The organism is Paraburkholderia sp. PGU19, from assembly GCF_013426915.1.
GTDB lineage: Bacteria > Pseudomonadota > Gammaproteobacteria > Burkholderiales > Burkholderiaceae > Paraburkholderia.
Genome location: NZ_AP023181.1, coordinates 1,455,027 through 1,476,110, shown reverse-complemented (window position 1 = coordinate 1,476,110; position 21,084 = coordinate 1,455,027). Strand labels below are relative to the sequence as shown.

Sequence of the window (21,084 nt, the reverse complement as noted above, 5' to 3'; positions counted from 1 at the left end):
GCTGACTTCATCATGAGCAAACGCGTCCTGCTCGGCATGCTTACCCCGTCATCCAACACCGCGCTCGAACCGATTACGAGCGCGATGGTGGCCCAATTGCCCGGTGTCACTGCGCATTTCTCGCGCTTCACGGTCACCGAAATCTCGCTGTCCGATAGAGCACTCGGGCAATTCGATACAACCAACATCATTCAGGCTGCCAGACTCCTCGCAGACGCCAATGTCGATGTGATTGCGTGGAATGGAACCTCATCTGGCTGGCTCGGCTTCGAGACCGACCGCCGCCTGTGCCGCGAAATCGAGGAGGCGACGGGTATCCCCGCGACCACGTCGGTGCTGGCGCTGAACGAGATTCTGGACAAGACGGGCGTGAGGAAATTTGGTCTGGTGACCCCGTACCTCAAGGAGGTCCAGCAGAAGATCGTTGCCAATTACCGCGAGAACGGCATCGACTGCTCTTCCGAAAACCATCTCGGTCTGAAGGTGAACTTCCAGTTCTCCGAAGTAACGGAAGAGACGCTGCGCACACAAATTCGCGAAGTCGCGAGGCAAAGCCCGGAGGCGATTGTCACCTTCTGCACCAACCTGCATGCCGCGCATCTGGCCTCAGAAGTGGAGCAGCATCACGGCATCCCGCTCTACGACACGATCGCTACCGTGGTGTGGAAGTCGCTGAAGATCGCCGGCTACGATACGACGCGGCTCGCGGGTTGGGGTCGCCTGTTTTCCGAAGTTGCCTGAGAGACCTGCCATGACAACCGTGTACGATCTGGTGATCCGCAACGCCGACGTGGTCACCGCGTCCGAGCGCTTCAACTGCGATATTGGCGTGAAGGACGGCATCGTCGTAGCGCTGGGCCGCGATCTTGACGCAGGCAGGCGCGAGATCGACGCCACCGGCCTGCTGACGTTGCCCGGCGGTATCGACGCGCACTGCCATCTCGATCAACCCATGCCTGACGGGCTGAAGATGGCGGATGACTTCCTGAGCGGCACTCGCGCCGCTGTGTGCGGCGGCACCACGACGGTGATCCCGTTCGCCGCACAGGCAAAGGGGCAATCGCTCAAAGCCGCGGTGGCCGACTACCATCAACGCGCCGATGGTCGCGCGGTGACTGACTATGCGTTCCACCTCATCGTCTCGGATCCGACGCCCGAGGTGCTGGAACGCGAACTGCCTGAACTGATCGCGGCTGGGTACACGTCTTTCAAGATCTACATGACCTACGACGATCTCAAGCTCAGCGACCGCGAGATCCTCGAGGTGATGGACGTTGCACGCCGCAACCAGGCGCTGGTCATGGTGCATGCCGAGAATTCGGATTGCATCGCGTGGCTGACCGACAGGCTCACAGAAGCCGGAAACTACGCGCCCATGTATCACGGGCTTTCGCGCCCGGCCGTAGTCGAGCGAGAGGCGACACACCGTGCGATTGCCTTCTCCGAACTCGTCGACGTACCCATCCTGATCGTCCATGTGTCGGGCCAGGATGCGATCGAGCAGATCGAATGGGCGCAGCGACGCGGCCTCAACATCTACGCCGAGACCTGCCCGCAGTACCTTTACCTGACGGCCGAAGATCTCGGCCATGAAGACGGCTATCACGGCGCCAAATGCGTTTGCAGCCCGCCGCCGCGCGACACGTCCAGCCAGAAGGCTGTGTGGAGCGCGCTAAAGCGTGGCGTATTCAGCGTGTTCTCGTCCGACCACGCGCCGTTCTCATTCGACGATCCGCAGGGCAAGAAGCCCGGCGGTAAAGAGGTCTCGTTCGAACACATCCCGAACGGTATCCCCGGCATCGAGACGCGACTGGCGCTGCTGTTCGATGGTGTGAGCCGCGGAAAGCTGTCGCTGCACAAGTTCGTGGAACTGACGTCCCTGAACCCCGCGAAGCTGTACGGCCTTTATCCCCGCAAGGGAACGATCGCGGTCGGTGCCGACGCTGACATCGTGCTGTGGGACCCGTCAAGGCAGGTGGCCATCGCGAACGACGCGCTGCACCACAACGTCGACTACACACCGTACGAGGGCCGAACCGTCCAGGGTTGGCCGAAGCACTGCCTGTCACGCGGCGAACTGCTGGTCGAGAGCGGCCGCTATCTCGAGCCGGAAGCGGGCCGGGGCCGGTTTCTCGCTCCTGGCAAACCGCAGTATCTCGACCTCTGAAATCGGAAAGCAGTATGAAGATCCTGGTAATCAACCCCAATATCTCCGAAAGCGTCTCGACGCTGATCCTGGCGGAGGCGCAGCGCAGTGCCTCGCCCGGCACCGAAATAGAGATCGCGACTGCGCCGTTCGGCGTTGCGTACATCGAGACACGCTTCGAAGCGCTCGTCGGCGCGTACGCGACCGCGTGCGTGGCGGCCGAACGCCACGGTACCTACGATGGTGTCGTGGTCGCCGCGTTCGGCGACCCGGGGCTGCAGGGCATCAAGGAATTGATCGATTCGCCCGTAGTCGGGCTGACCGAGTCCTCACTGATGACTGCGGCGACGCTCGGGCAGCGCTTTTCGATCATCGCGATCTCGCCGCGAATCAAGGCGTGGTACCGCGAGACCGTCGAGCGCAGTCATCTGGCGAGCCGGCTCGCCAGCATCCGCGCGCTTGACGAGCCATTGCGCGACATCGGCAGCGTGCAGCAGGACTACGCCGGACGACTGAAGGCACTGTGTAATGAGGTGGTCGAGGTTGACGGGGCCGACGTCATCATCATCGCCGGTGCGCCTCTCGCAGGGTTAGCACGTGAGATCTGTAACGAACTGTCGGTGCCGGTAGTGGATGGTGTGTCAAGCGCGGTTACCCAGCTTGAGAGCCTTATCCGGTTGGGTCCGAAAAAGGCGACGAAAGGCAGTTTCGCCCAACCGCCAGTCAAGCCGAACCGCGGTCTGCCTGAACCGCTTGAACGGCTGCTGGGCAGTGGCCAGACGGGCTAATTCGCCCCTTCCGGATGGATCTTCCACCTCTTCGCGAGTACGCCAGTCCGACGTCGTCGCTTCGATGCCCATTTCAAGCTGTCGATTGAATGACATGCGGAAAGCGCCGACGTCGGCTGCTCGTGGTTTGTTTTGACCTTGTGAAGTGCATTGCGACAGGGGAAACGGCTCCGTTGCCGCGAGCGCTCATCATGCTAAAGCCGAAGAAGCTCGCGGCAGGCGGGCGTTGTTGGCAGGCTTACTCTCCGCCAAAGTAGAGCTGACGCATTTCGTCTCCAGACGCCGGACGGGTCACTGCCCGAGATCCCGACGAGGACGAGCCAGACGCTGTTCCTCCGTATCCGGTCGCCCCGTTGCCTGCCGACACACGCGCTTCAGCGGCCTGAATATCGGCAGGGTAAGTGGGGTCCTCACCTTTCGCGGGATCATAGCCTGCCTGTTCCAACTGCTGCAGTTCTGCACGCACCTGCGCTCGCGTTACAGTGCCATCGGTCTGCGAGAAGGCGGCGATTGGCATTGCCAACGCTGAGGCGGCCACGATTGTGAAAACGAAAGATTTCATGATCAGCTCCTTCTGGTCGTCGGCATCCTTCAAAGGAAATGCGATCCCGTGAAGCCACCAACGCTCAATCTGGCAAAACTCTGAACAATGCACGCGCATACGAATGTCACCGTACGCCATGCACACCGCCGATGAACACATCGACACCAACAAGACGATTGACACAGCCTGCAACGCAATACATGCGGCAGGCGCGTGATGAAAAGTATCGTGTGTGTGGTGTCAATTCCGAACCCTGGTCGCATGTGTAACGGCACGAGGCCACGATACTCACCGATCCGGGGCTTTCGTTGCTTTTCGCTTCTAAGCGACGCCGCGCGGCGTAGGTGCAATGAACCCTTAGGCAAAACGACGTGCAACTAACCGTCAGCCGCTCATCCGGTTTCACCCGGCTTCGCCAGAAAGCCGCCCACAAAAGCGGGGCCACGTCCTCACGCGTTATCCAGCAGTCGACGGCGCTCTCCACGATAATTTTCAAGCCCGCGACGCCGTCGCGCGAACCTCGTAGTTGCTTTCTACCTCATACCTGCGTTAGGGTGACGCCAGCCCGCATTCAGCGGAAACTTTGAGGGAGAACACACATGAACAAACAGCAACTCATCGACGCCGTCGCGGCGAGCACGGGTGAAAGCAAGGCTAGTACGGGCGGCGCGATTGATGCCATCCTCGAGGCCGTGACAGCAGCAGTGACGCGTGGCGATACAGTTCAACTGATCGGTTTCGGCTCATTTTCGACCGGCGCTCGCGCCGAACGCACGGGTCGCAACCCGTCGACGGGCGAGACCATCACGATCCCGGCGGCGAAGACCGTCAAGTTCACAGCAGGCAAGGGGTTCAAGGACGCCGTGAATGCCGGGTGAGATGCGATGCATCTGATGAAATGACAGGCGCACGGACTGCCATGCCGCCGGACTCGATGTCATGTTTGATTCGTCCAGAAGTTGCAGGTTGTCTCTGACTTTTGGTGCGTGTTAATGCCCACCGGCCATACCTGGCGGTGGGTATTTTTTTGTGGCAAGGAATCTGCAGAGAACGTGGATGATCCGTCACGATGCGAGCCGCAATGCTTGAGGCAAGCGAGACGTCGGTCAAAAGCAAAACTGCCTTCTATCCGGACGCGCATCCGCTGTCTTGACTGAACACGAGCGCCGGGCCGTTTGACGTCTACCGAAGCGTGGCGTGGTTGGCGTCGATCACCGTCCGGTCCGTATCGCACAACAATGTCACGCATGGCGCCGGCGTTTTCGGCCGGCATCAGTTGGAGGCGGACTGCGCAGTTCGGCGTGCGGCGTTCAGTAACCACCGCCCCCGGAATTGGTCGAGCTGCCAGACGCGCCGTTGCCGCCTTGATTCATGTCTCCCGCAGCCGCGGATCCTGAAACCACGATCATTCCGAGGCAAACGAGACACGCAAGAACCGTTCGAAGTCGCTTCATGGTCATTTCTCTTGGCGAAGCTCGCAGGAACTCCCGCAGAGGGATATCCAGCGAGGCATTAACCGCGCTACTACCGAAAATGCCAAGTGCCGATGCATGGCGGACGCGTCGCGCGGTTCATCGCGAACGCAGGCGTCGACATATTCGTAAACGGGGCGCAGCAAAGCATTATTCCACTGGCCGGTCTTATCCGTGAGTCGGATGAGGGAGATCTGCTGTTCAGCGGATCTCGCGCGTGCGCCAGTTCTTCCACGCGATGATTCGAGTCACCATGAACACCGGAATCGGCTCGACACGCACCACGAGCGACTCGCCGTTATCCACATTCGATGAATGAATGACGAATGTATGTTTTTTCGCCTACTCTTTGATCGGTTGACCGCGAAACATCAAGCGCGCGTCAGCCGGAATAACTGTTCAGGAGGTGGGCCATTATGAAGACTTTAGTCCACGCAGTTTGCGCGGTCGCCGTGATCGCTGTGCCAATTGCATCGTTGGCGCAGTCGGACGGGGGGCTGACCCGCGCGCAAGTGCAAGCAGAGATCGCTCAGCTTCAGCAAGCCGGCTACAATCCGGCCAATGCAAATACCGTCGACTTTCCTGCCAATATGCAGGCCACCGACGCAAGTGCCGCAGGCCAAGGCAGCGGCTACGGTCCTATGACCAATGGTTCGTCGCAGATGGGCCGTCCGGCAACCACGAGTGGGATGAAGCCGGTGTTCTTTGGCGGGTCATAAGATTTTTCGGCTCACCAGGTCGGGCGATGAGGAGCACGCCGTCTCTGCTTGGCACGGTGCCGGCGTGTCGTGCTATGCCCGTCTGCCGAATGGTTTCGGCTGCCTCCTGAATGCCCCGAACCATCGTGACAGGTCGCCTTTTGGCGGCCAGGCGCTCTCTCCGGGCGTTGCACGAGAGTCGGGCGGTGATCGTGATTATGCCCTTCAGAGCTACCGACTCCCGCCAACCGATCACAATCGTTAATCTCCGATCCGCAGCACGAGAAAGTCACCGGCGTGGGTAGTGAAGCGCTCGCAGACACAATTGACGGGTTTCCAGTGACGTTCGCCCGATTTAAAGCGGATCCGGTAGTGACCCGGCGAGAGTCCGCTACTGACGCGCTGAATATCGTCGTGGTGAACGTCCGCGTGTCGTGGGCCTGGCGCGATGCCTTCCCCAATCGCACGGCCTGACCCGAAAGCAGCATCTCCGTCCAGGTCTGGCGCATTAATCGACTTGTTCTCCAGCGCCTGAATCAGGATCAACTCACGGCTGTGCTGCGCGATGTGATACAGCATGCGGTGCATCTCGTTCGTCGCATGGCGTGCGAGCACGCGCTCATTGTCGTGACGCAGCATCATTTCATAGCGCGACTGGGCGACTGCGGCGAGTAACTCGGCACGAAACTGCGAGCGGCGCAGGCGCTCAACCAGCGTGATAACCAGTAACGTGATCAGCGGATAAGACACCAGCAATGCAATGTCGGACTGATCGAACACATCGAGGCGGCCGTAGGGCGGAACGAACAGGTAGTCCGCGAGGCACAATCCGCTGACCATTACGACAAGCGCAGGTGTGAGGCCGCAGAAGTACTCGACCAGCACTGCTGCGATCAGAAATGCCGTGCCAGGCATGATCGGGCCAAGCAGTGGATGAAGCACGAGCCGCACAACAGCGGCGACTGCCAGCGCTGCCGCAGCGATGATCCAGCGGCGCGGACCATTTGGGGCCCAACGTCGGGCATTATTGACTTGCATGTAACACTATCGTTGGACGATCGTTGTATCGGGGTTTTGGCGCCTCCGTGTAAGAGCAAGGGCTCGCGGACATCATAACCGAACTGATATTGACGAGCGGTCCGGTCCGGCGCTCGACTGCAACCGTTGGCGCTGTCAACTGGTTCAGGTCGCCGCCGAGAGCAACTTTACTTTTTCTGTGCAAACCGCGTTGTGTTCGGCGCCTGTGAAGACTATTCAAAGTTATGCAAGAAAAATTAGTCGGCGTTGCGGAGGTGTTTGAGGTGAATATGGTGAATATTGCCAATTGTTAAGGCACGCTTATCTGCGACTCAATTTGGAAAAAATATAGTTCTCAAGCTGAAGTTTCAGAAGCCGATAGACCGTCTGCCAATACGGCGTAATTCTTGGAGAGGAATATGTCAATTCAGTCTATCGGGCAAAGTATGGCCCAATCGTCCAGTACAACCCAAAGCGCACAATCAGTAGCAGATACGAAACCGGCCGACACGAAGTCCTCATCAACGCCTTCGTCACCGTCTTACACGGTGAGCATCAGCAACGCTGGACGAGCCGCAATGCTCGAGGCAAGCGAGACGTCGGTCCAGACTGCACAAGAGGCAGGTCGCGGTGACCTTCAGGCGCAGCGGCTTTTGTCGCGGGAGCAGGCAGCAAAGGCACAGTAATACCGCTGCGTCTTCTTGCCCGTCATTTCGTTTTGATAGAACGGAGATCTTCCATGTAGCGTCTGGAAGATCTCCAAAGTCGGATGATGGTCATCGACAACAAACTTGCTGCTTTGGAGAATTTGCAGTTGGCGATCGACACTCTATCGTCGTTCTCTTTGAGGTTATCTTAAGGTTTTGAATCCAAGCGGGACACATGTGCCTCGCCTGAGCGCGCAACGACCAACGATGTGTGCATGCCCATTTCATAGTGCCCCGGTCTATTGCAAATCAGCACGTAGTGTCCTGGTGTGAGCTTCAATGACAGGCGCTTGGTCGAACCCCGCGCGAGGTCCTCCACTTCGCCCATTTTCTTGAACCGGCTTTCCGCGACCTGGCCTTTGTGGACAGGCAGATGTGAGTCGTCCATGTCTGTCTTCAGCACCACGAATTCATGTTCGGTATTGTCGCTCGCTGCATTGTTCACTTCGAACGTGACACGCCCGGCATTCGCTGTGCCGGGATCGAGCTGGATCGTCTTGTCCGTGAGCTTGACATGGATCGTTTCGTCCGCATTGCCGCTTAGCGGTGCAACGCCGAGCGCAATCGCCGCCAGCATGTACACAGTATGCATTCTGTCGATCATGATGTTTCTCCTCGAAAGGGCCACATAGCCGCAAGACTGGTCGAACCACAGTGCGGGATTCGCCGGCCCCCATAGCTCGTGGATCAACTGTTCTCTTGATGACCGTCGGGCGTAAGGCGGCACGTTCGCCAATGAGCATGGGTAGGAACCCTCGTCATCATCGTGGCCGCTGGAGCGCCTTTATCGCGGCGCTCATAGCTTCGCCCTCACGCAACGGCACAAGCAGGCCTGCACGCATTGCGCGCGTGAATTCATCGCTGATGACGGATCCGTGCTCGCCAGTGCTGGCGAACCTCGCTGGTAGAACGTGAGTGGGCATCGAAATATTCCGTCCGATGTCGCGTGGCAAGTCGCTTTCTGGCGCGCGCTGTGATGACGAACACTAACGATTCGAGTGACTCAACGTGATCTTGTTGAACCAGCTGCTGTGGAGCCCTGTCGCTCCATACGACCGGGTGACGCGTGGAGATTTTGAAGAGTTGGGGAATATTTGTGGAACAGCGGTCGTTTAGCCACTTGGGGCACCAACTCGCGGAACAACCTCTCACCAGTCAGAGTAAGGAGGGTGATCATGTCGCAGGTCTCGAGGGTTCTTAAAGCGGCGGCCGTAATCGTCCTCGCCGCCGGTTTCACAATCGGGCATGCCGCTGACGATGATGCTTACGTCGTCACACCGCTCGTGTCCAACCTGGCAGGCGCTGCCCCGAAGGTCGACAGGGTATTACAGAACGCTTGGGGTATTGCCTTTAGTCCGGCAGCCAGTCCATTCTGGGTCAACGACAATGCGACAGGCTGTTCCACGCTCTATGACGGAGAGGGGACAAAGGTACCGTTGCAGGTTTCCATCCCCCTGCCAGGCAATGTCATACCGCCCGGCTCCTGTCATCCCGTCCTTGCCAGCAATCCACCGAATCCCACGCCTGCCGCGCCAACCGGAATCGTGTGGAATCCATCCTCGGCGTTTCTCGTGCCGGGTACCACGATACCGGCCGCATTCATATTCGCGACCGAGGACGGCACGATTTCCGCCTGGGCCGGTGGGTTGAATCCGGCGAACAACGCGGTGATTGCGGTCGATAACTCGTCCTCTCCATCCGCCGCCAACGGCGCCGTCTACAAGGGTCTCGTCTTCGGTGTGAACGAGAAAGGAGCCTTCCTGTTTGCGACGAACTTCCGCTCGGGGCGGATCGACGTATTCGGGCCAAGCGGCGGTACGAAGGGCTTGTTCATGCCCGCGACGACGGACGGCAACTTCACCGACCCGAACATCCCGGCTGGCTATGCGCCGTTTGGTATCGCGAACATCGATGGCGACCTTTTCGTGACATATGCCCAGCAGAACGCTGAGAAGCATGACGATGTTGCAGGCAACGGTCATGGCTTCGTCGATGTGTTCGATACAGACGGTCACCTGCTGCGCCGGTTCGCCAGCCGAGGGACGCTCGACTCGCCCTGGGGGATCACGCGTGCATCGTTTGCATTCGGCCGCTTCAGCGGCAAGATCCTGATTGGCAACTTCGGCAATGGCCGAATCAATGTGTTCAACAATGACGGCACGTTTGTCGATCAGTTGGAGAATCCATACGGCAATCCGCTGGCTATCGATGGGTTGTGGACTCTGACACTCGGTGGCGGCCGCAACTCGAGTTCGGACACGTTGTACTTCTCGGCAGGCCCCAACAAAGAGACCAATGGACTGTTCGGTACCATAACTCCAGTGAGCGGCTCTAATTCTATTTCTAATTCAACAGTGAATTAATGATCCAAGGCCACGCGACGATGGAGCGAACCCGTTGATGGTCCAGCTCAAGGTCGCGAAGCGAGTCACACAGATGGTGTTCGAGCGCGTCGATGCTGTCGAAGACACGGTTGTGAAAGGACTTTTCCCGCAGATCGTCCCAGAGATGTTCAACTGGATTGAGCTCAGGCGAGTACGGCGGGAGCGTGAGCAGGCGCAGATTGTGGGCCAGCCTGAGCGAAGCACTCTGATGCCACCCGGCGCCATCGAGGACCATCACGATTCGGTCGTCGGGATGACGCGCGCAGACCTCATCGAGAAACAGCTGCATGCAGGCGCCATTGACGTGCGGCAGGATCAGCGAGTCGAGTGCGCCATCAGTCACGGAGACGGCGGCATAAGCGTACGTGTACTCCTGCGTCACCATCGCCTGACACAGCGGGCGAGTGGGTTTGGGGCACCAGCAACGCCGCGTGTCGGAGATGCGACCGAAGCGCGCTTCGTCCTGAAACATCAGGCGGATCGCCCCTTGGCCCGGCCACGCGCGCTCGATTTCGAGGATGACGTCGGGGAGTTTTTTTTCCAGGCGTCCTGGGCGGCCACATCGGCCTGGGGGTGTCGCTTGTCGGGTGCCAGCTTGCGCCAGCCATGACGGTGTAGCAGGTTGTAGGCGGAAGCCAGGGCAACCTTGCGCCCAAGTCGTTCGTCCAGCGCCTGCTTGATCTCGCCCACCACCAGGATGCCGCCCGCACTGGCCTTCTCGAAGAAGGGCGCAAGAAAGGCCGCCTCTTCTTCTCGCGTCATATTCTCCCGGCGGCGACCACCTGGCGTGGGGCGGTCGACCTCAGGCAGCCCGCCCGCCAGGATGAAGCGCCGGCGCAACTGACAGGCCCAGCCGACCGACACGCCAATCGCTTGCGCGGTCTGCGCGAGCGTCAGCCCGAATTCCAGCGGTAACAGTACTGCTTGTGCCTGCCGCAATTCATCTACCGTCCTGGCCTCGACCACGAGCCGCTTCGCCCTTTCGAGAACTTCACCACCACTCGCTTGACGAACCATCGCACATCCCTCAACACAAGAAAGGTGCGCTTATTATTTCACTATTGAATTAGAAATGGAATAAGGCAGGAGGGTCCGCTCATTAAGGGCAATAGCAGGGGGCAAATGTCAGCGTGAGATCGCGCGCCTGGAAGCCGTAATGTCGGCTGCCAGGCGCCTGTCGGATTTCATTCGTCAAATTGCTATTGCGCCAGTACGGCCGCCAGGATCGGCCGTACCGCCATCAGAAGGCATCGGCCACACTGACACGCGGGCTCGCTTATCTTTCCGGTCCGCGTGTTTGGATTAGCACTCCATGTTACCGGCGCGAACGTAATCGGTTCAGACGGATTTGTCGAACCGATCGGGCGTGCTCGCGCTCCACAGCACCTCGAACAGACTGCACTCGAACGCAAAGAACTCCGTGCTTTGAATGGACAGCGCGTAGTGCTCGGCCCGCGATGAAATGAAAGCAACGGTGTCGTCGTACAGATAGGTCGTGATACCCACTTCGAAGTCGGCCGGCGCAAAGCGGAGTTCACGGAGATCGCGCGTCGACGTTCGCCACAGATCGCGTGTATCGCCCGGACCCGAGCGGATCACGCGCAGCTTGATGCCCGCACGGGCGCGTCGCACGGCGATATCCCTGATCACCTCGAAGCCCGGCATCTGAAACAGCTCGCTGTTCGACATCACGGCGCGCAACTCCATGCTCTGACAGTCGAGCGTTTCGTTGAGCACGGTCTTGATCCCTTCGATGCCCGAGAAATAGCGCACCTTCGGTTTTCCACCCGCTGAGTTGTGAATCGAACGCAGCCGCGGGAGCACTTCCTGAACGAGCTGACGTTGCGCTTCGATGCGCCTGAGCAGGGCGATCGGATCCTGCGGAATCACGTAGCTGCGCGCGCCTTTCTGTACGGTCGCGACGAGTCCGTCAGCGAGCAGCCGATCAAGCACTTCATACGCGTTGGTGCGGCCGATTCCCGCCTTCTGGGCGATCGAAGCGACGGTCGCCTCGCCGAGCTCGAGCGAGGACAGATAGAAGTCGGCCTTGTTTCCGTCGATACCGGCGGCCTGGAGCATCTCGATAAGGTTCATTTCACCAGCCGATCGGGGAAGTTGATGGCCGCTGCACGCCCATTCGTTCGCTTCAATAGTACAGAATAAATCTATAAAAATCAAAGATATAGGATGCTTTCAAAGCTTTTTGCATGTCTCCAGAAGACGTGTGCCGGACGCCCGATTAGCATTCGTCTCAGTCAATTCGTTGACGCCCAGAGTCGATGAACCACATTGACCCGAAGCTGGCGGGCAGTGGACAGGCTGAGCGGCCGGTTCGCGCTTACATCTTATGTATTCCTATTGGAGTTATCTCATGATCGAGTGGAAAGAGACGATTAAGGACATCAATTCCCGCATCAAGGAACTGTCCACACGCACGCCGGACACCATTCGCGGATTTGCCCTTGTCGCCGGTGCGGGCGTCAACACGAATCACCTTGGTGCGAAGACGCGGGAACTGATCGCGCTGGCCGTCGCAGTCACTACACGCTGCGATGGCTGCATTGCCTTTCATGCCGCCGAGGCCGTCAAGCTCGGCGTGTCCGATGACGAGATCGCGGAAGCGCTGGGCGTTGCCATCAATCTGAACGCTGGTGCCGCCATCACATACAGCACGCATGTGCTGGATGCCATCGAAACGTTGAAGCAAGCCTGACCATCCAGACACCCTGACAGGAACTCACCATGACCAACCCCAAGCTTGAAGTACTGACCCCGCAAAACTCCCAGCTGCTTTTCATCGACCAGCAGCCGCAGATGGCATTCGGCGTCCAATCCATTGACCGGCAGGTGCTGAAGAACAATGTGGTGGGACTCGCCAAGGCAGCAAAAGTATTCGGCATTCCGACCACCATCACGTCGGTCGAATCGCAAAGTTTCTCGGGCTTTACGTACCCCGAACTGCTCGACGTATTTCCCGGTCAGCCGGTGCTCGAACGCACGTCGATGAACTCCTGGGATGACCAGAAGGTTCGTGACGCGCTGGCCGCGAATGGACGCAACAAGATCGTGGTTTCCGGCCTGTGGACGGAGGTTTGCAACAACACCTTCGCCCTCAGCGCCATGCTGGAAGGCGGCTATGAGATCTACATGGTTGAGGATGCCTCGGGGGGCACGTCGAAGGACGGACACGACTATGCGATGCAGCGCATGATCCAGGCCGGCGTCGTGCCCGTGACGTGGCAACAGGTGATGCTCGAATGGCAGCGCGACTGGGCGCGTCGGGATACCTACGACGCCGTCATGAACGTGGTCCGGGAACATTCCGGTGCGTACGGGATGGGCGTGGACTACGCCTACACCATGGTGCACAAGGCGCCACAGCGCGTAGCTGATCACCACGAGATCGTGCCCGCAGTTCCCGCCAGGTAATCGGCCGTCCCCCATTTCATTTGATGTTCCGATGCTGGCCGCGCGGCGTGACGCCACCGGTCGGCAGGAGTAGTTGCGTCATCTGCTTCAGACAAGCCCGATCTGATGCTGCCCGCTGCAAGAGAGATGAACCCATGAAAATCTATCTGTTTTCACTAGGTGCCGGCGTTCTGGTCGGTGTCATCTACCACCTGATTGGCGTACGGTCGCCGGCCCCACCGCTGGTTGCACTTGTCGGCCTGCTCGGCATTCTCGCTGGAGAGCAGCTCCTTCCACTCAGTGAGCAATATTTTTTTGGCGCTGTTCGCTCAACGGTGGCACGCGCATCGGACGAGGCAACCACGGTATCAGGCTCATTGCAGCACGGCATCTCTCGCGTCACGGCTGCTCACAAAACTGCTGGGAACGAGGAGGCGCGCTCATGAACACCGCCGCAAAATCCCCGGACCTGGTTCTGCACAATGGCCGCTTCACGACGCTGAACCAGGCGAACCCAACGGCGAGTGCGGTCGCCATCAAGGACGGGAAATTCATCGCCGTTGGCGACAATGCCGACATCATCTCGTTGGCAGGTATCGCGACAAGAGTCGTTGACCTGAAGGGACGTTCCGTTCTGCCGGGACTGATCGACAATCACACACACGTCGTGCGTGGCGGCTTGAACTTCAACATGGAACTGCGGTGGGACGGCGTGCGCACGCTCGCCGACGCGATGAACATGCTCAAGCGCCAGGTGGCCGTTACGCCACCACCGCAGTGGGTCCGTGTGGTCGGTGGCTTCACCGAGCAGCAGTTCGTCGAGAAGCGGCTTCCCACGATCGCGGAACTGAATGCCGTTGCACCTGATACGCCCGTGTTCATCCTGCATCTTTACGACCGGGCGTTGCTGAACGCCGCGGCGCTGCGCGTGGTCGGCTATACAAAAGACACGCCCGCGCCACCCGGAGGACAGATCATGCGTGACGGCGACGGCAACCCGACGGGGCTGCTTCTCGCCAAACCAAATGCATCGATCCTGTACGCGACGCTCGCAAAGGGGCCGAAGCTGCCGTTCGACTATCAGCTCAATTCGACGCGCCATTTCATGCGCGAGCTGAACCGGCTCGGCGTGACGGGTGTGATCGATGCGGGCGGCGGCTTCCAGAACTATCCCGATGATTACGAAGTCATCCAGAAACTCGCGGATGACGGGCAGATGACGGTGCGTCTCGCGTACAACCTGTTCACGCAGAAGCCGAAGGCCGAGAAGCAGGACTTCCTGAACTGGACGAAGACGTCGAAGTACAAGCAGGGCGATGACTATTTCCGGCACAACGGCGCAGGCGAGATGCTGGTGTACTCCGCAGCGGATTTCGAGGACTTCCGCGAGCCGCGCCCGGATATGCCACCGCAGATGGAAGATGAACTGGAAGGGGTCGTGCGCCTGCTCGCCGAAAACCGCTGGCCATGGCGCATGCACGCAACCTATGACGAGACCATCAGCCGCGCGCTGGATGTCTTCGAGAAGGTCAACCGGGACATTCCGCTCGATGGCATCCATTGGTTCTTCGACCACGCCGAGACGATCTCCGAGCGTTCGATGGACCGTATTGCAGCGCTCGGCGGCGGCGTGGCGGTGCAGCACCGGATGGCCTACCAGGGCGAGTATTTCGTCGAACGTTACGGCGCGGCCGCGGCCGAGGCCACGCCGCCCATCGCGCGCATGCTCGAGAAGGGCGTGCGCACGTCGGCGGGCACAGATGCCACGCGTGTCGCGTCGTACAACCCGTGGGTGTCGCTCGCGTGGCTGGTGACGGGCAAGACGGTCGGTGGCCTGAGCCTTTATCCGCAGCGCAATCGGCTCGACCGCGATACGGCGCTGCGGATGTGGACGGAGAAGGTCACCTGGTTTTCCAACGAAGAAGGCAAGAAAGGCCAGATCGCCGTGGGGCAGCTTGCTGACCTGATCGTTCCCGACCGGGACTTCTTCACCTGCGCCGAGGACGAGATCGCGAACACGGTGTCGGATCTGACGATTGTCGGCGGCCGCATCGTGTATGGCGGCACCGCGTTCGCTCATCTCGACGACAGCGCGCCGCCTCCCGCGATGCCCGACTGGTCGCCCGTGCGTCGCTTCGGCGGCTTCGGTGCGTGGAAGGATTCGAAGGGCGAGGGCGAAGCTTCGTTGCAGCAGATGGCGGCGGCGTCCTGTGGCTGCTCGAATGGTTGCGCCGTGCATGGCCACGACCATGCGCGCGCCTGGTCGGGCAACGCGCCGACGTCGGACCTGAATTCGTTCTGGGGCGCGCTCGGCTGCGCCTGCTGGGCGGTCTGATATGAGCACGCACGCACAAGGGAATCCGCACTGGATCGCCGCGCTGCTCGATCAGCCCTGGTTGCCACCGATGGCACGCACGGCGCTCGTGTCCGCGTACCTGATCGGAGGTGTGACGAAGCTCGCGAACTTTCATGCCGCCGTGCACGAGCAGGCGCATTTTGGGTTGCATCCGGGATGGCTGTGGGCAGCACTCGCGATCGTCGTCGAGCTTGGCGGGTCGGCGTGTGTGATCTTCAGCCGCTTCGTGTGGCTGGGCGCGGGCGCACTGGGTGCATTGACGGCCGTGGCGATGTTCGTCGCGAACGACTTCTGGAACCTGACGGGCGACGCGCACTTTTTCGCGTTGAACGCCTTCTTCGAGCATCTCGGTCTCATCGCTGCACTCGTTATGGCGACATGCGTTGCCGGCATCAAGCATTCTTCCGGCCACGCCGGTCTTCAGTAAATCCTCAAAGGATCTTCAGTATCATGCTCAACCTTCGTTCCCTGGCGGCGATAGCGCTTGCCGTCATCTGTCTCGCTGCATCGTCGGTCGCATCGGCCACACCGCCGAGACTTCCGCAGCCCGTTTCGGAACCACAGCTCGCTGTGGGGCCGCAATACGACACCACACATGTGTATGTCGCGCCGGAAGACTTCGACAGGTTCACTGACAGTCTTGTCGCAACCTTCGGCGGCCACAAGTCGCAACAGGGCGTCTTTCAGGTGACACCCGCGTCGAGCAAGACGATGTCGCAACTCGTGTTCACGCCCGTCGGCACGATCTCTGTCTTCGGCTTCAAGACGCCTGTGCCTTACCCGTTCGGTAGCGAGCGCACAGGATATCTCGTGACCGATATCGACGCGGCCGTCAAATCGGCGAGGCGCCACCACGCTGACGTCACTGTGGCGACGTTCCCCGATCCGATTGGACGTGACGCGATCATCAGCTGGGCGGGCGGCGTCAGCATGCAGTTGTACTGGCACAACCAGGCGCCGAACTATGATTCTCTGCAGACGGTGCCCGAGAACCGGGTCTACGTGTCGCCGGAACGCGCGGATGCGTTGATCCACGATTTCGTGGCCTTTTCGCACGGCAAGGTCGTTTCCGATGACCGCAAGGCGCCCGGCGTCGAGATTGGCCGGCCAGGCGATACGTACCGGCGTGTACGGATCGACTCAGGGTTCGGCAAGATGACCGTGCTGGCGACCGACGGTCACTTGCCCTGGCCGTTCGGACGGGAGATGACGGGTTATCGAGTGACGAATCTCGCGGACACGCTACAGAAGGCGAAGGCGGCGGGCGTCACGGTGCTGGTCCCGCCGTTCACTTCGGATAAGCGCGAAGCCGCGCTCGTGCAGTTCCCTGGTGGTTATATCGCCGAGATTCACGCAGTTGCGCAGTAGCCGCGGAATGCCGGGGTGATGTGCCATGACGCTCGCGAGGCGGCCCGATGTCATTCCCCGGCACGGGAGACTATCGATGAAATCTGAAGACAGCGTGCTCGCAGCCGTCGCGGGCTACGTGGACACGCTCAGCTTTGTCGCGCTGTTCGGGCTGTTCACCGCGCACGTCACGGGCAACTTCGTGCTGATTGGCGCGGAAACGGCAGGCTTCGGCCAGGGCGTGTTCATGAAGTTGATGGCGTTCCCCGCGTTTGTTGCAGGCGTGGTCGTCAGCAGCGTGCTTATTAAGCGCATCGAACCCGCGACGCCCGAACGCGCGGCGTGTGTTCTCTACGTTGTTCAGGCGGCGCTCATGCTGGCCTTTTGCCTCGCGGGTGTCGGCGTCTCGCCCGTCGTGCATGCGGATAGTGCGCCCGTCATCGTCTGCGGGATGATCGGCGCAGCGGCGATGGGCGTGCAGAATGCGCACGGCCGGCTTGTCCCGCGTCCCAGCGTGCCCAACACTGTGATGACGGGCAACGTGACGCAGGCCGTGCTCGACGCGATCGACATCCTGTCGCCGCAGATGCCATCCGACGCACGTCCGACGGCGCGAACGCGTCTGGGGAAGATGCTGCCGACGATTATCGCGTTCGCAGCTGGCGCAATCCTTGGCGCTCTCGCGTATCGGTACACAGGGTTCTGGGCGTTGCTGCTGCCGTCCGTCGTGCTCTTGTGGCTGGCTTTGAAGGCTCGCGACGCGCAGACACAGTTGGTAGTTTCCGGAACGGCGACAGACGCGAGGAGATAGTCGGGCAGGCGTGGCTGGCCTGCTGATCGCCGCAGCTCGCGCGTTTGACCTGTCGGCAAGCGCGGATCGCATTTCAGATATGCGCTGAAGGGTGTGGCGCGGATCGTATCGCATCTATCACACGACACGGAGACGCCATGACGCGTGTGTGGCCCAGGGAGTTTGCAGGTATGGACGCGGTTGCGTACCTTGCTATGCTCGTTGCCGCCCTGGCGCTGGTGTCGAGCGGCAGCGCGCGGGCAAGCACGGAAGAGCCGGCAGCCGTCGACACGTCAGCCGTCGCATGCACCGCGAAGCGGCCGGTGGTGGAGTTCAACCGCTGGCAGGAAGACTGGTCTGTGCTCGCGGACAAGTGCGTGCCCCGGCAGCCGCTCGATAGCCTCAAATACATTCAGCTGGGTGGCGATCCGCATTCGTATCTGTCGCTGGGAGCGAATCTGCGCGAGCGCCTGGAGGTCAACGATGCGCCGCTCTTCGGCATCGGCGCGGGGCATTCGGATACCTACGTGATACAGCGCGCACAGGTCAGCGCCGATGCGCGTATCGGCCCATACCTCCAGTTCTTCGCGCAGCTCGAAGATGCGAGACCGTTCGGCAAGGATACGGTGACCCCCGTCGACAAGAATCCGCTCGACCTCGAACAGGCCTTTGTTGCGTGGGTCAGTCCACTGGGGCCCGGCACGGTGAAATTCCGCATCGGCCGCCAGGAGATGGCGTTCGACCTGCAACGGTTCATCTCCGTTCGCGACGGTCCGAACGTGCGGCAGGCGTACGACGCGATCTGGGCGGATTACGAGTATCAGAAATGGCGCTTCATCGGCTACCTGACGCAGCCTGTGCAGTACCGCGACGTGACGGCATTCGATGATGTCTCCAACCGGCACCTGACGTTCAGCGGCGTGCGCTTCGAGCGGCAAGGCGTCGGACCCGGCGATCTCTCGGGTTACTACTCAAGGTATAACCGTTCGAATGCGCACTTCCTGGATGCGTCGGGCGATGAGCATCGCGACGTCTTCGACCTTCGCTATTCAGGCAAGGTGGGCCGCGCCGACTGGGATGTGGAGTCGATGTACCAGTCGGGGCACGTCGGCACCAAAACGATCAGCGCGTGGGCGGTGGGCTCGCTGGCAGGCTACACGCTGGACCTGCCGTGGACCCCGCGCGTGGGCGTGCAGGTCGATGCGGCTTCGGGCGACCGGCATCCCGGAGACGGACGTGTCGAGACGTTCAATCCGCTCTTTCCGAATGGCTACTACTTCACGCTCGCGGGCTACACGGGTTATGCGAACCTGATTCACGTCAAGCCTTCCATCACGCTCAAGCCGACCAGCAAGCTCGCGCTGCTCGGCGCGCTCGGGTTCCAGTGGCGCGAGACGACAGCGGACGCCGTGTATCAGCAGGGCAGTGCCGTGGTGCCCGGAACGGCTGGACATGGCAGCCGGTGGACGGGCATGTACCTGCAAGTACGTGCCGATTGGACCATTGCCCCGAACCTGATCGGTTCAGTCGAAGCGGTGCACTTCCAGGTGGGCGACTCGATTCGCAACGCAGGCGGCAGTAACGCGGACTACGTCGGTGTCGAACTGAAATATGGATGGTAGCCACGGCTTATCCATGCATGGAAGGCGCGGGTGTTTCGGCGCGCTTCATGGCTAAAAATCGGTGAATTTGCACAACCACGGCTGCCCCTTCGCCAACGGCCCCTGCAACGCGCTTGGTGGAACCCGATCGAACATCGCCAATTGCAAACACGCCGTCGACACTCGTATGCAGCGGGAGCGTGGGCCCGCTTGCTCGTGTTCCCAGGTCGGTATCGGTCAACACGAATCCTCTCTGATCCAGCGACACGCCGCACGTGCGCAGCCAGTCCGTGTTTGGGTCGGCACCGATAAAAAGGAACAGGTGATGCGTCTTCAGACTTTCTGTACCCTCATCGCGTCGCCGGTAGTGGACGGACTCCAGTCGTTCGTCACCTTCGAGGGCCGTTATTTCAGAACCCATATGGATCGTCACGTTCGGCAACGAGGCGATTCGCTCGATCAGATAGCGCGACATGCTTTGTTCGAGATCCTGGCCCCTGACGAGTACATGAACATGCGCAGCATGCGATGCAAGAAACACAATGGCCTGTCCTGCTGAATTCCCGCCACCGACGAGCAGCACGGTTTCGCTGCGGCAAAGCCGTGCCTCGATCGACGTCGCCCAGTAGTAGACGCCGTGACCTTCGAAGCGCGCAAGCCCGCTCACTGCCGGACGCCGATATTCCGCGCCACTCGCGACGACTACCGTTCGTGCCGCAACGCGCCGCGAACCGGCGAGCTCCACCTCGAGCGGGTATGCGCTGCAATGTAAGCCTTTCACCTCGACGGGAATCGCGATGTGAGCGCCGAATTTCTGTGCCTGGTTAAATGCCCTGCCGGCTAGCGCCTGCCCCGAAATGCCCGTCGGAAAGCCCAAATAGTTTTCGATGCGGGTACTCGTGCCTGCCTGGCCGCCCGGTGCCCGGCAATCGAAGACTGCCACTGACAAGCCTTCGGATGCCGCATAGACGGCTGCCGCCAGGCCAGCGGGCCCGGCGCCGACGATCGCGACGTCATAGACGTGCGTGGGATCGAATTCCGGCACGAGTCCCAGGCACGAGGCAAGCTGCCCGTCGTCCGGATTGCGCAACACGGTGCCATCCGGACAGACAACGAGCGGCATGTCATCGCGCCCGGGCGTCATGCGCTCTAGCAACGCGATGGCTTCGGCACCGCTCTCGTCAAGCGTCATATGCGGGTAAGCATTGCGTTGCAGGAAATGTTGCAGCGCGAGGAGCCGTTCGTTGTCGGGCGGGCCAACGAGCACCGCCCCTTGCCCTCGCTCGATCGCGGCGACGCGCCGCAGGATCAGCGCGCGCATGATCCTTTCACCGAGTTCCGCCTCGCCGATCATCAGGGCACGCAGCTTTTCGGGCGATATCACGAGTGCCACGACATCTTCGATAACCTCGGCATCGACAAGCCCGGGCTTGCCTGAAAGCATGCCAACGTCTGAGGTGAATTCGCCCCGTTTTGCCTGAGAGCGCAGCAATCGTCGATGGCCCAGTCCGTCGCGCGCCGTGTATCGAATCGTGCCCGACAGCAGGACGAACATGCCGGGGCTTATGCCACCCACGCGATAAAGGAATTCGCCGGCTGCGTAGCTGTGGGCCTCACCAAAACGACTTATCCGATCAATCTCGGCGTCATTCAGTACCGGAAATATTTGATGCCAGCGCGGGGTGCTATCTGGGGTCTGCGCATCTATCGCGGCAGAACGATCGGCGCCGTTCGTGGCGATTGGTGTCTGGTTTTCCGGACCGCCTGGTGGCGAAGCTGCGTCGGTGTTCATCGTGAACCTCTGACTACGCGCGTTGGAACCGGCC

Annotated in this window: 21 protein-coding genes; 14 read left to right on the top strand and 7 right to left on the bottom strand. The window is 60.5% G+C overall.

The annotated features are described in order from the left end of the window. Window positions 1–12 precede the first annotated feature (12 nt). Genes H1204_RS36335 through H1204_RS36325 form a run of 3 tightly spaced genes read left to right on the top strand, consistent with a single transcriptional unit; the run spans window position 13 to window position 2,934 of the window. Window positions 13–741, top strand: coding sequence for an aspartate/glutamate racemase family protein (locus H1204_RS36335; RefSeq protein ID WP_180733539.1), 729 nt, complete (start codon window positions 13–15; stop codon window positions 739–741). Between the two features lie 10 nt (window positions 742–751). After that, the gene (gene hydA, locus H1204_RS36330) at window positions 752–2,167 is read left to right on the top strand and encodes a dihydropyrimidinase (protein ID WP_180733538.1); all 1,416 of its coding nucleotides are present in this window, start codon (window positions 752–754) and stop codon (window positions 2,165–2,167) included. A 14-nt stretch (window positions 2,168–2,181) separates the two neighbouring features. Then, the gene (locus tag H1204_RS36325) at window positions 2,182–2,934 is read left to right on the top strand and encodes an aspartate/glutamate racemase family protein (protein WP_180733537.1); all 753 of its coding nucleotides are present in this window, start codon (window positions 2,182–2,184) and stop codon (window positions 2,932–2,934) included. 238 nt (window positions 2,935–3,172) lie between these two features. Here H1204_RS36325 and H1204_RS36320 read toward each other — a convergent pair whose 3' ends face one another. Next, window positions 3,173–3,496 (bottom strand): DUF4148 domain-containing protein, encoded by a 324-nt coding sequence (locus H1204_RS36320; RefSeq protein ID WP_180735163.1) that lies wholly within the window; start codon window positions 3,494–3,496, stop codon window positions 3,173–3,175. A gap of 581 nt (window positions 3,497–4,077) precedes the next feature. On the opposite strand from H1204_RS36320, the gene H1204_RS36315 reads away from it, so the two are divergent. Beyond that, entirely contained in the window at window positions 4,078–4,356 is a 279-nt protein-coding gene (locus H1204_RS36315; RefSeq protein ID WP_180733536.1) for an HU family DNA-binding protein, read from the top strand. A gap of 1,010 nt (window positions 4,357–5,366) precedes the next feature. Further along, the gene (locus H1204_RS36310) at window positions 5,367–5,669 is read left to right on the top strand and encodes a DUF4148 domain-containing protein (RefSeq protein ID WP_180733535.1); all 303 of its coding nucleotides are present in this window, start codon (window positions 5,367–5,369) and stop codon (window positions 5,667–5,669) included. Window positions 5,670–5,909: 240 nt separating this feature from the next. Here the strand turns inward: H1204_RS36310 and H1204_RS36305 are convergent, their stop codons facing one another. Both H1204_RS36305 and H1204_RS36300 read right to left on the bottom strand, forming a co-directional pair. Then, window positions 5,910–6,686 (bottom strand): DUF4118 domain-containing protein, encoded by a 777-nt coding sequence (locus tag H1204_RS36305; protein WP_180733534.1) that lies wholly within the window; start codon window positions 6,684–6,686, stop codon window positions 5,910–5,912. Window positions 6,687–7,520: 834 nt separating this feature from the next. Further along, the gene (locus H1204_RS36300; RefSeq protein WP_180733533.1) at window positions 7,521–7,976 is read right to left on the bottom strand and encodes a cupredoxin domain-containing protein; all 456 of its coding nucleotides are present in this window, start codon (window positions 7,974–7,976) and stop codon (window positions 7,521–7,523) included. A 571-nt stretch (window positions 7,977–8,547) separates the two neighbouring features. Between H1204_RS36300 and H1204_RS36295 the strand changes: the two genes are divergently transcribed. Next, window positions 8,548–9,735 carry a TIGR03118 family protein gene (locus tag H1204_RS36295; protein ID WP_180733532.1) on the top strand — a complete coding sequence of 396 codons (1,188 nt, stop codon included), beginning with the start codon at window positions 8,548–8,550 and terminating at the stop codon, window positions 9,733–9,735. Here the strand turns inward: H1204_RS36295 and H1204_RS51865 are convergent. The 3 genes from H1204_RS51865 to H1204_RS36280 form a co-directional block, all read right to left on the bottom strand. Next, a complete protein-coding gene (locus H1204_RS51865) occupies window positions 9,716–10,300 on the bottom strand; it encodes an IS630 family transposase (protein ID WP_243468616.1) in 585 nt (194 codons plus the stop codon). The genes H1204_RS36295 and H1204_RS51865 overlap by 20 nt on opposite strands. Continuing rightward, window positions 10,228–10,773, bottom strand: a complete 546-nt coding sequence (locus H1204_RS36285; protein WP_243468474.1) for a winged helix-turn-helix domain-containing protein — start codon at window positions 10,771–10,773, stop codon at window positions 10,228–10,230. The genes H1204_RS51865 and H1204_RS36285 overlap by 73 nt, the downstream gene beginning before the upstream one ends. 321 nt (window positions 10,774–11,094) lie before the next feature. After that, entirely contained in the window at window positions 11,095–11,850 is a 756-nt protein-coding gene (locus H1204_RS36280) for a helix-turn-helix domain-containing protein (protein WP_180733531.1), read from the bottom strand. A 277-nt stretch (window positions 11,851–12,127) separates the two neighbouring features. Between H1204_RS36280 and H1204_RS36275 the strand changes: the two genes are divergently transcribed. The 8 genes from H1204_RS36275 (at window position 12,128) to H1204_RS36240 (ending at window position 19,279) form a co-directional block, all read left to right on the top strand. After that, complete coding sequence (locus H1204_RS36275; RefSeq protein WP_180733530.1) at window positions 12,128–12,469, top strand: carboxymuconolactone decarboxylase family protein; 342 nt, start codon at window positions 12,128–12,130, stop codon at window positions 12,467–12,469. Window positions 12,470–12,498: 29 nt separating this feature from the next. After that, window positions 12,499–13,185, top strand: a complete 687-nt coding sequence (locus H1204_RS36270) for a hydrolase (RefSeq protein WP_180733529.1) — start codon at window positions 12,499–12,501, stop codon at window positions 13,183–13,185. Between the two features lie 134 nt (window positions 13,186–13,319). Then, window positions 13,320–13,610 carry a DUF1427 family protein gene (locus tag H1204_RS36265; RefSeq protein ID WP_180733528.1) on the top strand — a complete coding sequence of 97 codons (291 nt, stop codon included), beginning with the start codon at window positions 13,320–13,322 and terminating at the stop codon, window positions 13,608–13,610. Next, window positions 13,607–15,499, top strand: coding sequence for an amidohydrolase (locus H1204_RS36260; RefSeq protein ID WP_180733527.1), 1,893 nt, complete (start codon window positions 13,607–13,609; stop codon window positions 15,497–15,499). The genes H1204_RS36265 and H1204_RS36260 overlap by 4 nt, the downstream gene beginning before the upstream one ends. 1 nt (window position 15,500) lies before the next feature. Continuing rightward, window positions 15,501–15,947: a DoxX family protein gene (locus H1204_RS36255; RefSeq protein ID WP_180733526.1), complete on the top strand. Its 447-nt coding sequence runs from the start codon at window positions 15,501–15,503 to the stop codon at window positions 15,945–15,947. A 23-nt stretch (window positions 15,948–15,970) separates the two neighbouring features. Further along, window positions 15,971–16,888, top strand: a complete 918-nt coding sequence (locus H1204_RS36250) for a glyoxalase (RefSeq protein WP_180733525.1) — start codon at window positions 15,971–15,973, stop codon at window positions 16,886–16,888. Window positions 16,889–16,964: 76 nt separating this feature from the next. After that, window positions 16,965–17,678: a YoaK family protein gene (locus H1204_RS36245; protein ID WP_180733524.1), complete on the top strand. Its 714-nt coding sequence runs from the start codon at window positions 16,965–16,967 to the stop codon at window positions 17,676–17,678. Between the two features lie 194 nt (window positions 17,679–17,872). Further along, window positions 17,873–19,279 carry an alginate export family protein gene (locus H1204_RS36240; protein ID WP_243468994.1) on the top strand — a complete coding sequence of 469 codons (1,407 nt, stop codon included), beginning with the start codon at window positions 17,873–17,875 and terminating at the stop codon, window positions 19,277–19,279. Window positions 19,280–19,286: 7 nt separating this feature from the next. On the opposite strand, the gene H1204_RS36235 is transcribed toward H1204_RS36240, so the two are convergent. Next, window positions 19,287–21,050, bottom strand: coding sequence for an FAD-dependent oxidoreductase (locus H1204_RS36235; RefSeq protein ID WP_243468831.1), 1,764 nt, complete (start codon window positions 21,048–21,050; stop codon window positions 19,287–19,289). Window positions 21,051–21,084: the final 34 nt, after the last annotated feature.

Bases quoted from the DNA above. Each gene is read 5' to 3' on its own strand.
- H1204_RS36335 (WP_180733539.1), top strand. From the start codon at position 13: ATGAGCAAACGCGTCCTGCTCGGCATGCTTACCCCGTCATCCAACACC.
- hydA (WP_180733538.1), top strand. From the start codon at position 752: ATGACAACCGTGTACGATCTGGTGATCCGCAACGCCGACGTGGTCACC.
- H1204_RS36325 (WP_180733537.1), top strand. From the start codon at position 2,182: ATGAAGATCCTGGTAATCAACCCCAATATCTCCGAAAGCGTCTCGACG.
- H1204_RS36320 (WP_180735163.1), bottom strand. From the start codon at position 3,496: ATGAAATCTTTCGTTTTCACAATCGTGGCCGCCTCAGCGTTGGCAATG.
- H1204_RS36315 (WP_180733536.1), top strand. From the start codon at position 4,078: ATGAACAAACAGCAACTCATCGACGCCGTCGCGGCGAGCACGGGTGAA.
- H1204_RS36310 (WP_180733535.1), top strand. From the start codon at position 5,367: ATGAAGACTTTAGTCCACGCAGTTTGCGCGGTCGCCGTGATCGCTGTG.
- H1204_RS36305 (WP_180733534.1), bottom strand. From the start codon at position 6,686: ATGCAAGTCAATAATGCCCGACGTTGGGCCCCAAATGGTCCGCGCCGC.
- H1204_RS36300 (WP_180733533.1), bottom strand. From the start codon at position 7,976: ATGATCGACAGAATGCATACTGTGTACATGCTGGCGGCGATTGCGCTC.
- H1204_RS36295 (WP_180733532.1), top strand. From the start codon at position 8,548: ATGTCGCAGGTCTCGAGGGTTCTTAAAGCGGCGGCCGTAATCGTCCTC.
- H1204_RS36285 (WP_243468474.1), bottom strand. From the start codon at position 10,773: ATGGTTCGTCAAGCGAGTGGTGGTGAAGTTCTCGAAAGGGCGAAGCGG.
- H1204_RS36280 (WP_180733531.1), bottom strand. From the start codon at position 11,850: ATGAACCTTATCGAGATGCTCCAGGCCGCCGGTATCGACGGAAACAAG.
- H1204_RS36275 (WP_180733530.1), top strand. From the start codon at position 12,128: ATGATCGAGTGGAAAGAGACGATTAAGGACATCAATTCCCGCATCAAG.
- H1204_RS36270 (WP_180733529.1), top strand. From the start codon at position 12,499: ATGACCAACCCCAAGCTTGAAGTACTGACCCCGCAAAACTCCCAGCTG.
- H1204_RS36265 (WP_180733528.1), top strand. From the start codon at position 13,320: ATGAAAATCTATCTGTTTTCACTAGGTGCCGGCGTTCTGGTCGGTGTC.
- H1204_RS36260 (WP_180733527.1), top strand. From the start codon at position 13,607: ATGAACACCGCCGCAAAATCCCCGGACCTGGTTCTGCACAATGGCCGC.
- H1204_RS36255 (WP_180733526.1), top strand. From the start codon at position 15,501: ATGAGCACGCACGCACAAGGGAATCCGCACTGGATCGCCGCGCTGCTC.
- H1204_RS36250 (WP_180733525.1), top strand. From the start codon at position 15,971: ATGCTCAACCTTCGTTCCCTGGCGGCGATAGCGCTTGCCGTCATCTGT.
- H1204_RS36245 (WP_180733524.1), top strand. From the start codon at position 16,965: ATGAAATCTGAAGACAGCGTGCTCGCAGCCGTCGCGGGCTACGTGGAC.
- H1204_RS36240 (WP_243468994.1), top strand. From the start codon at position 17,873: ATGCTCGTTGCCGCCCTGGCGCTGGTGTCGAGCGGCAGCGCGCGGGCA.
- H1204_RS36235 (WP_243468831.1), bottom strand. From the start codon at position 21,050: ATGAACACCGACGCAGCTTCGCCACCAGGCGGTCCGGAAAACCAGACA.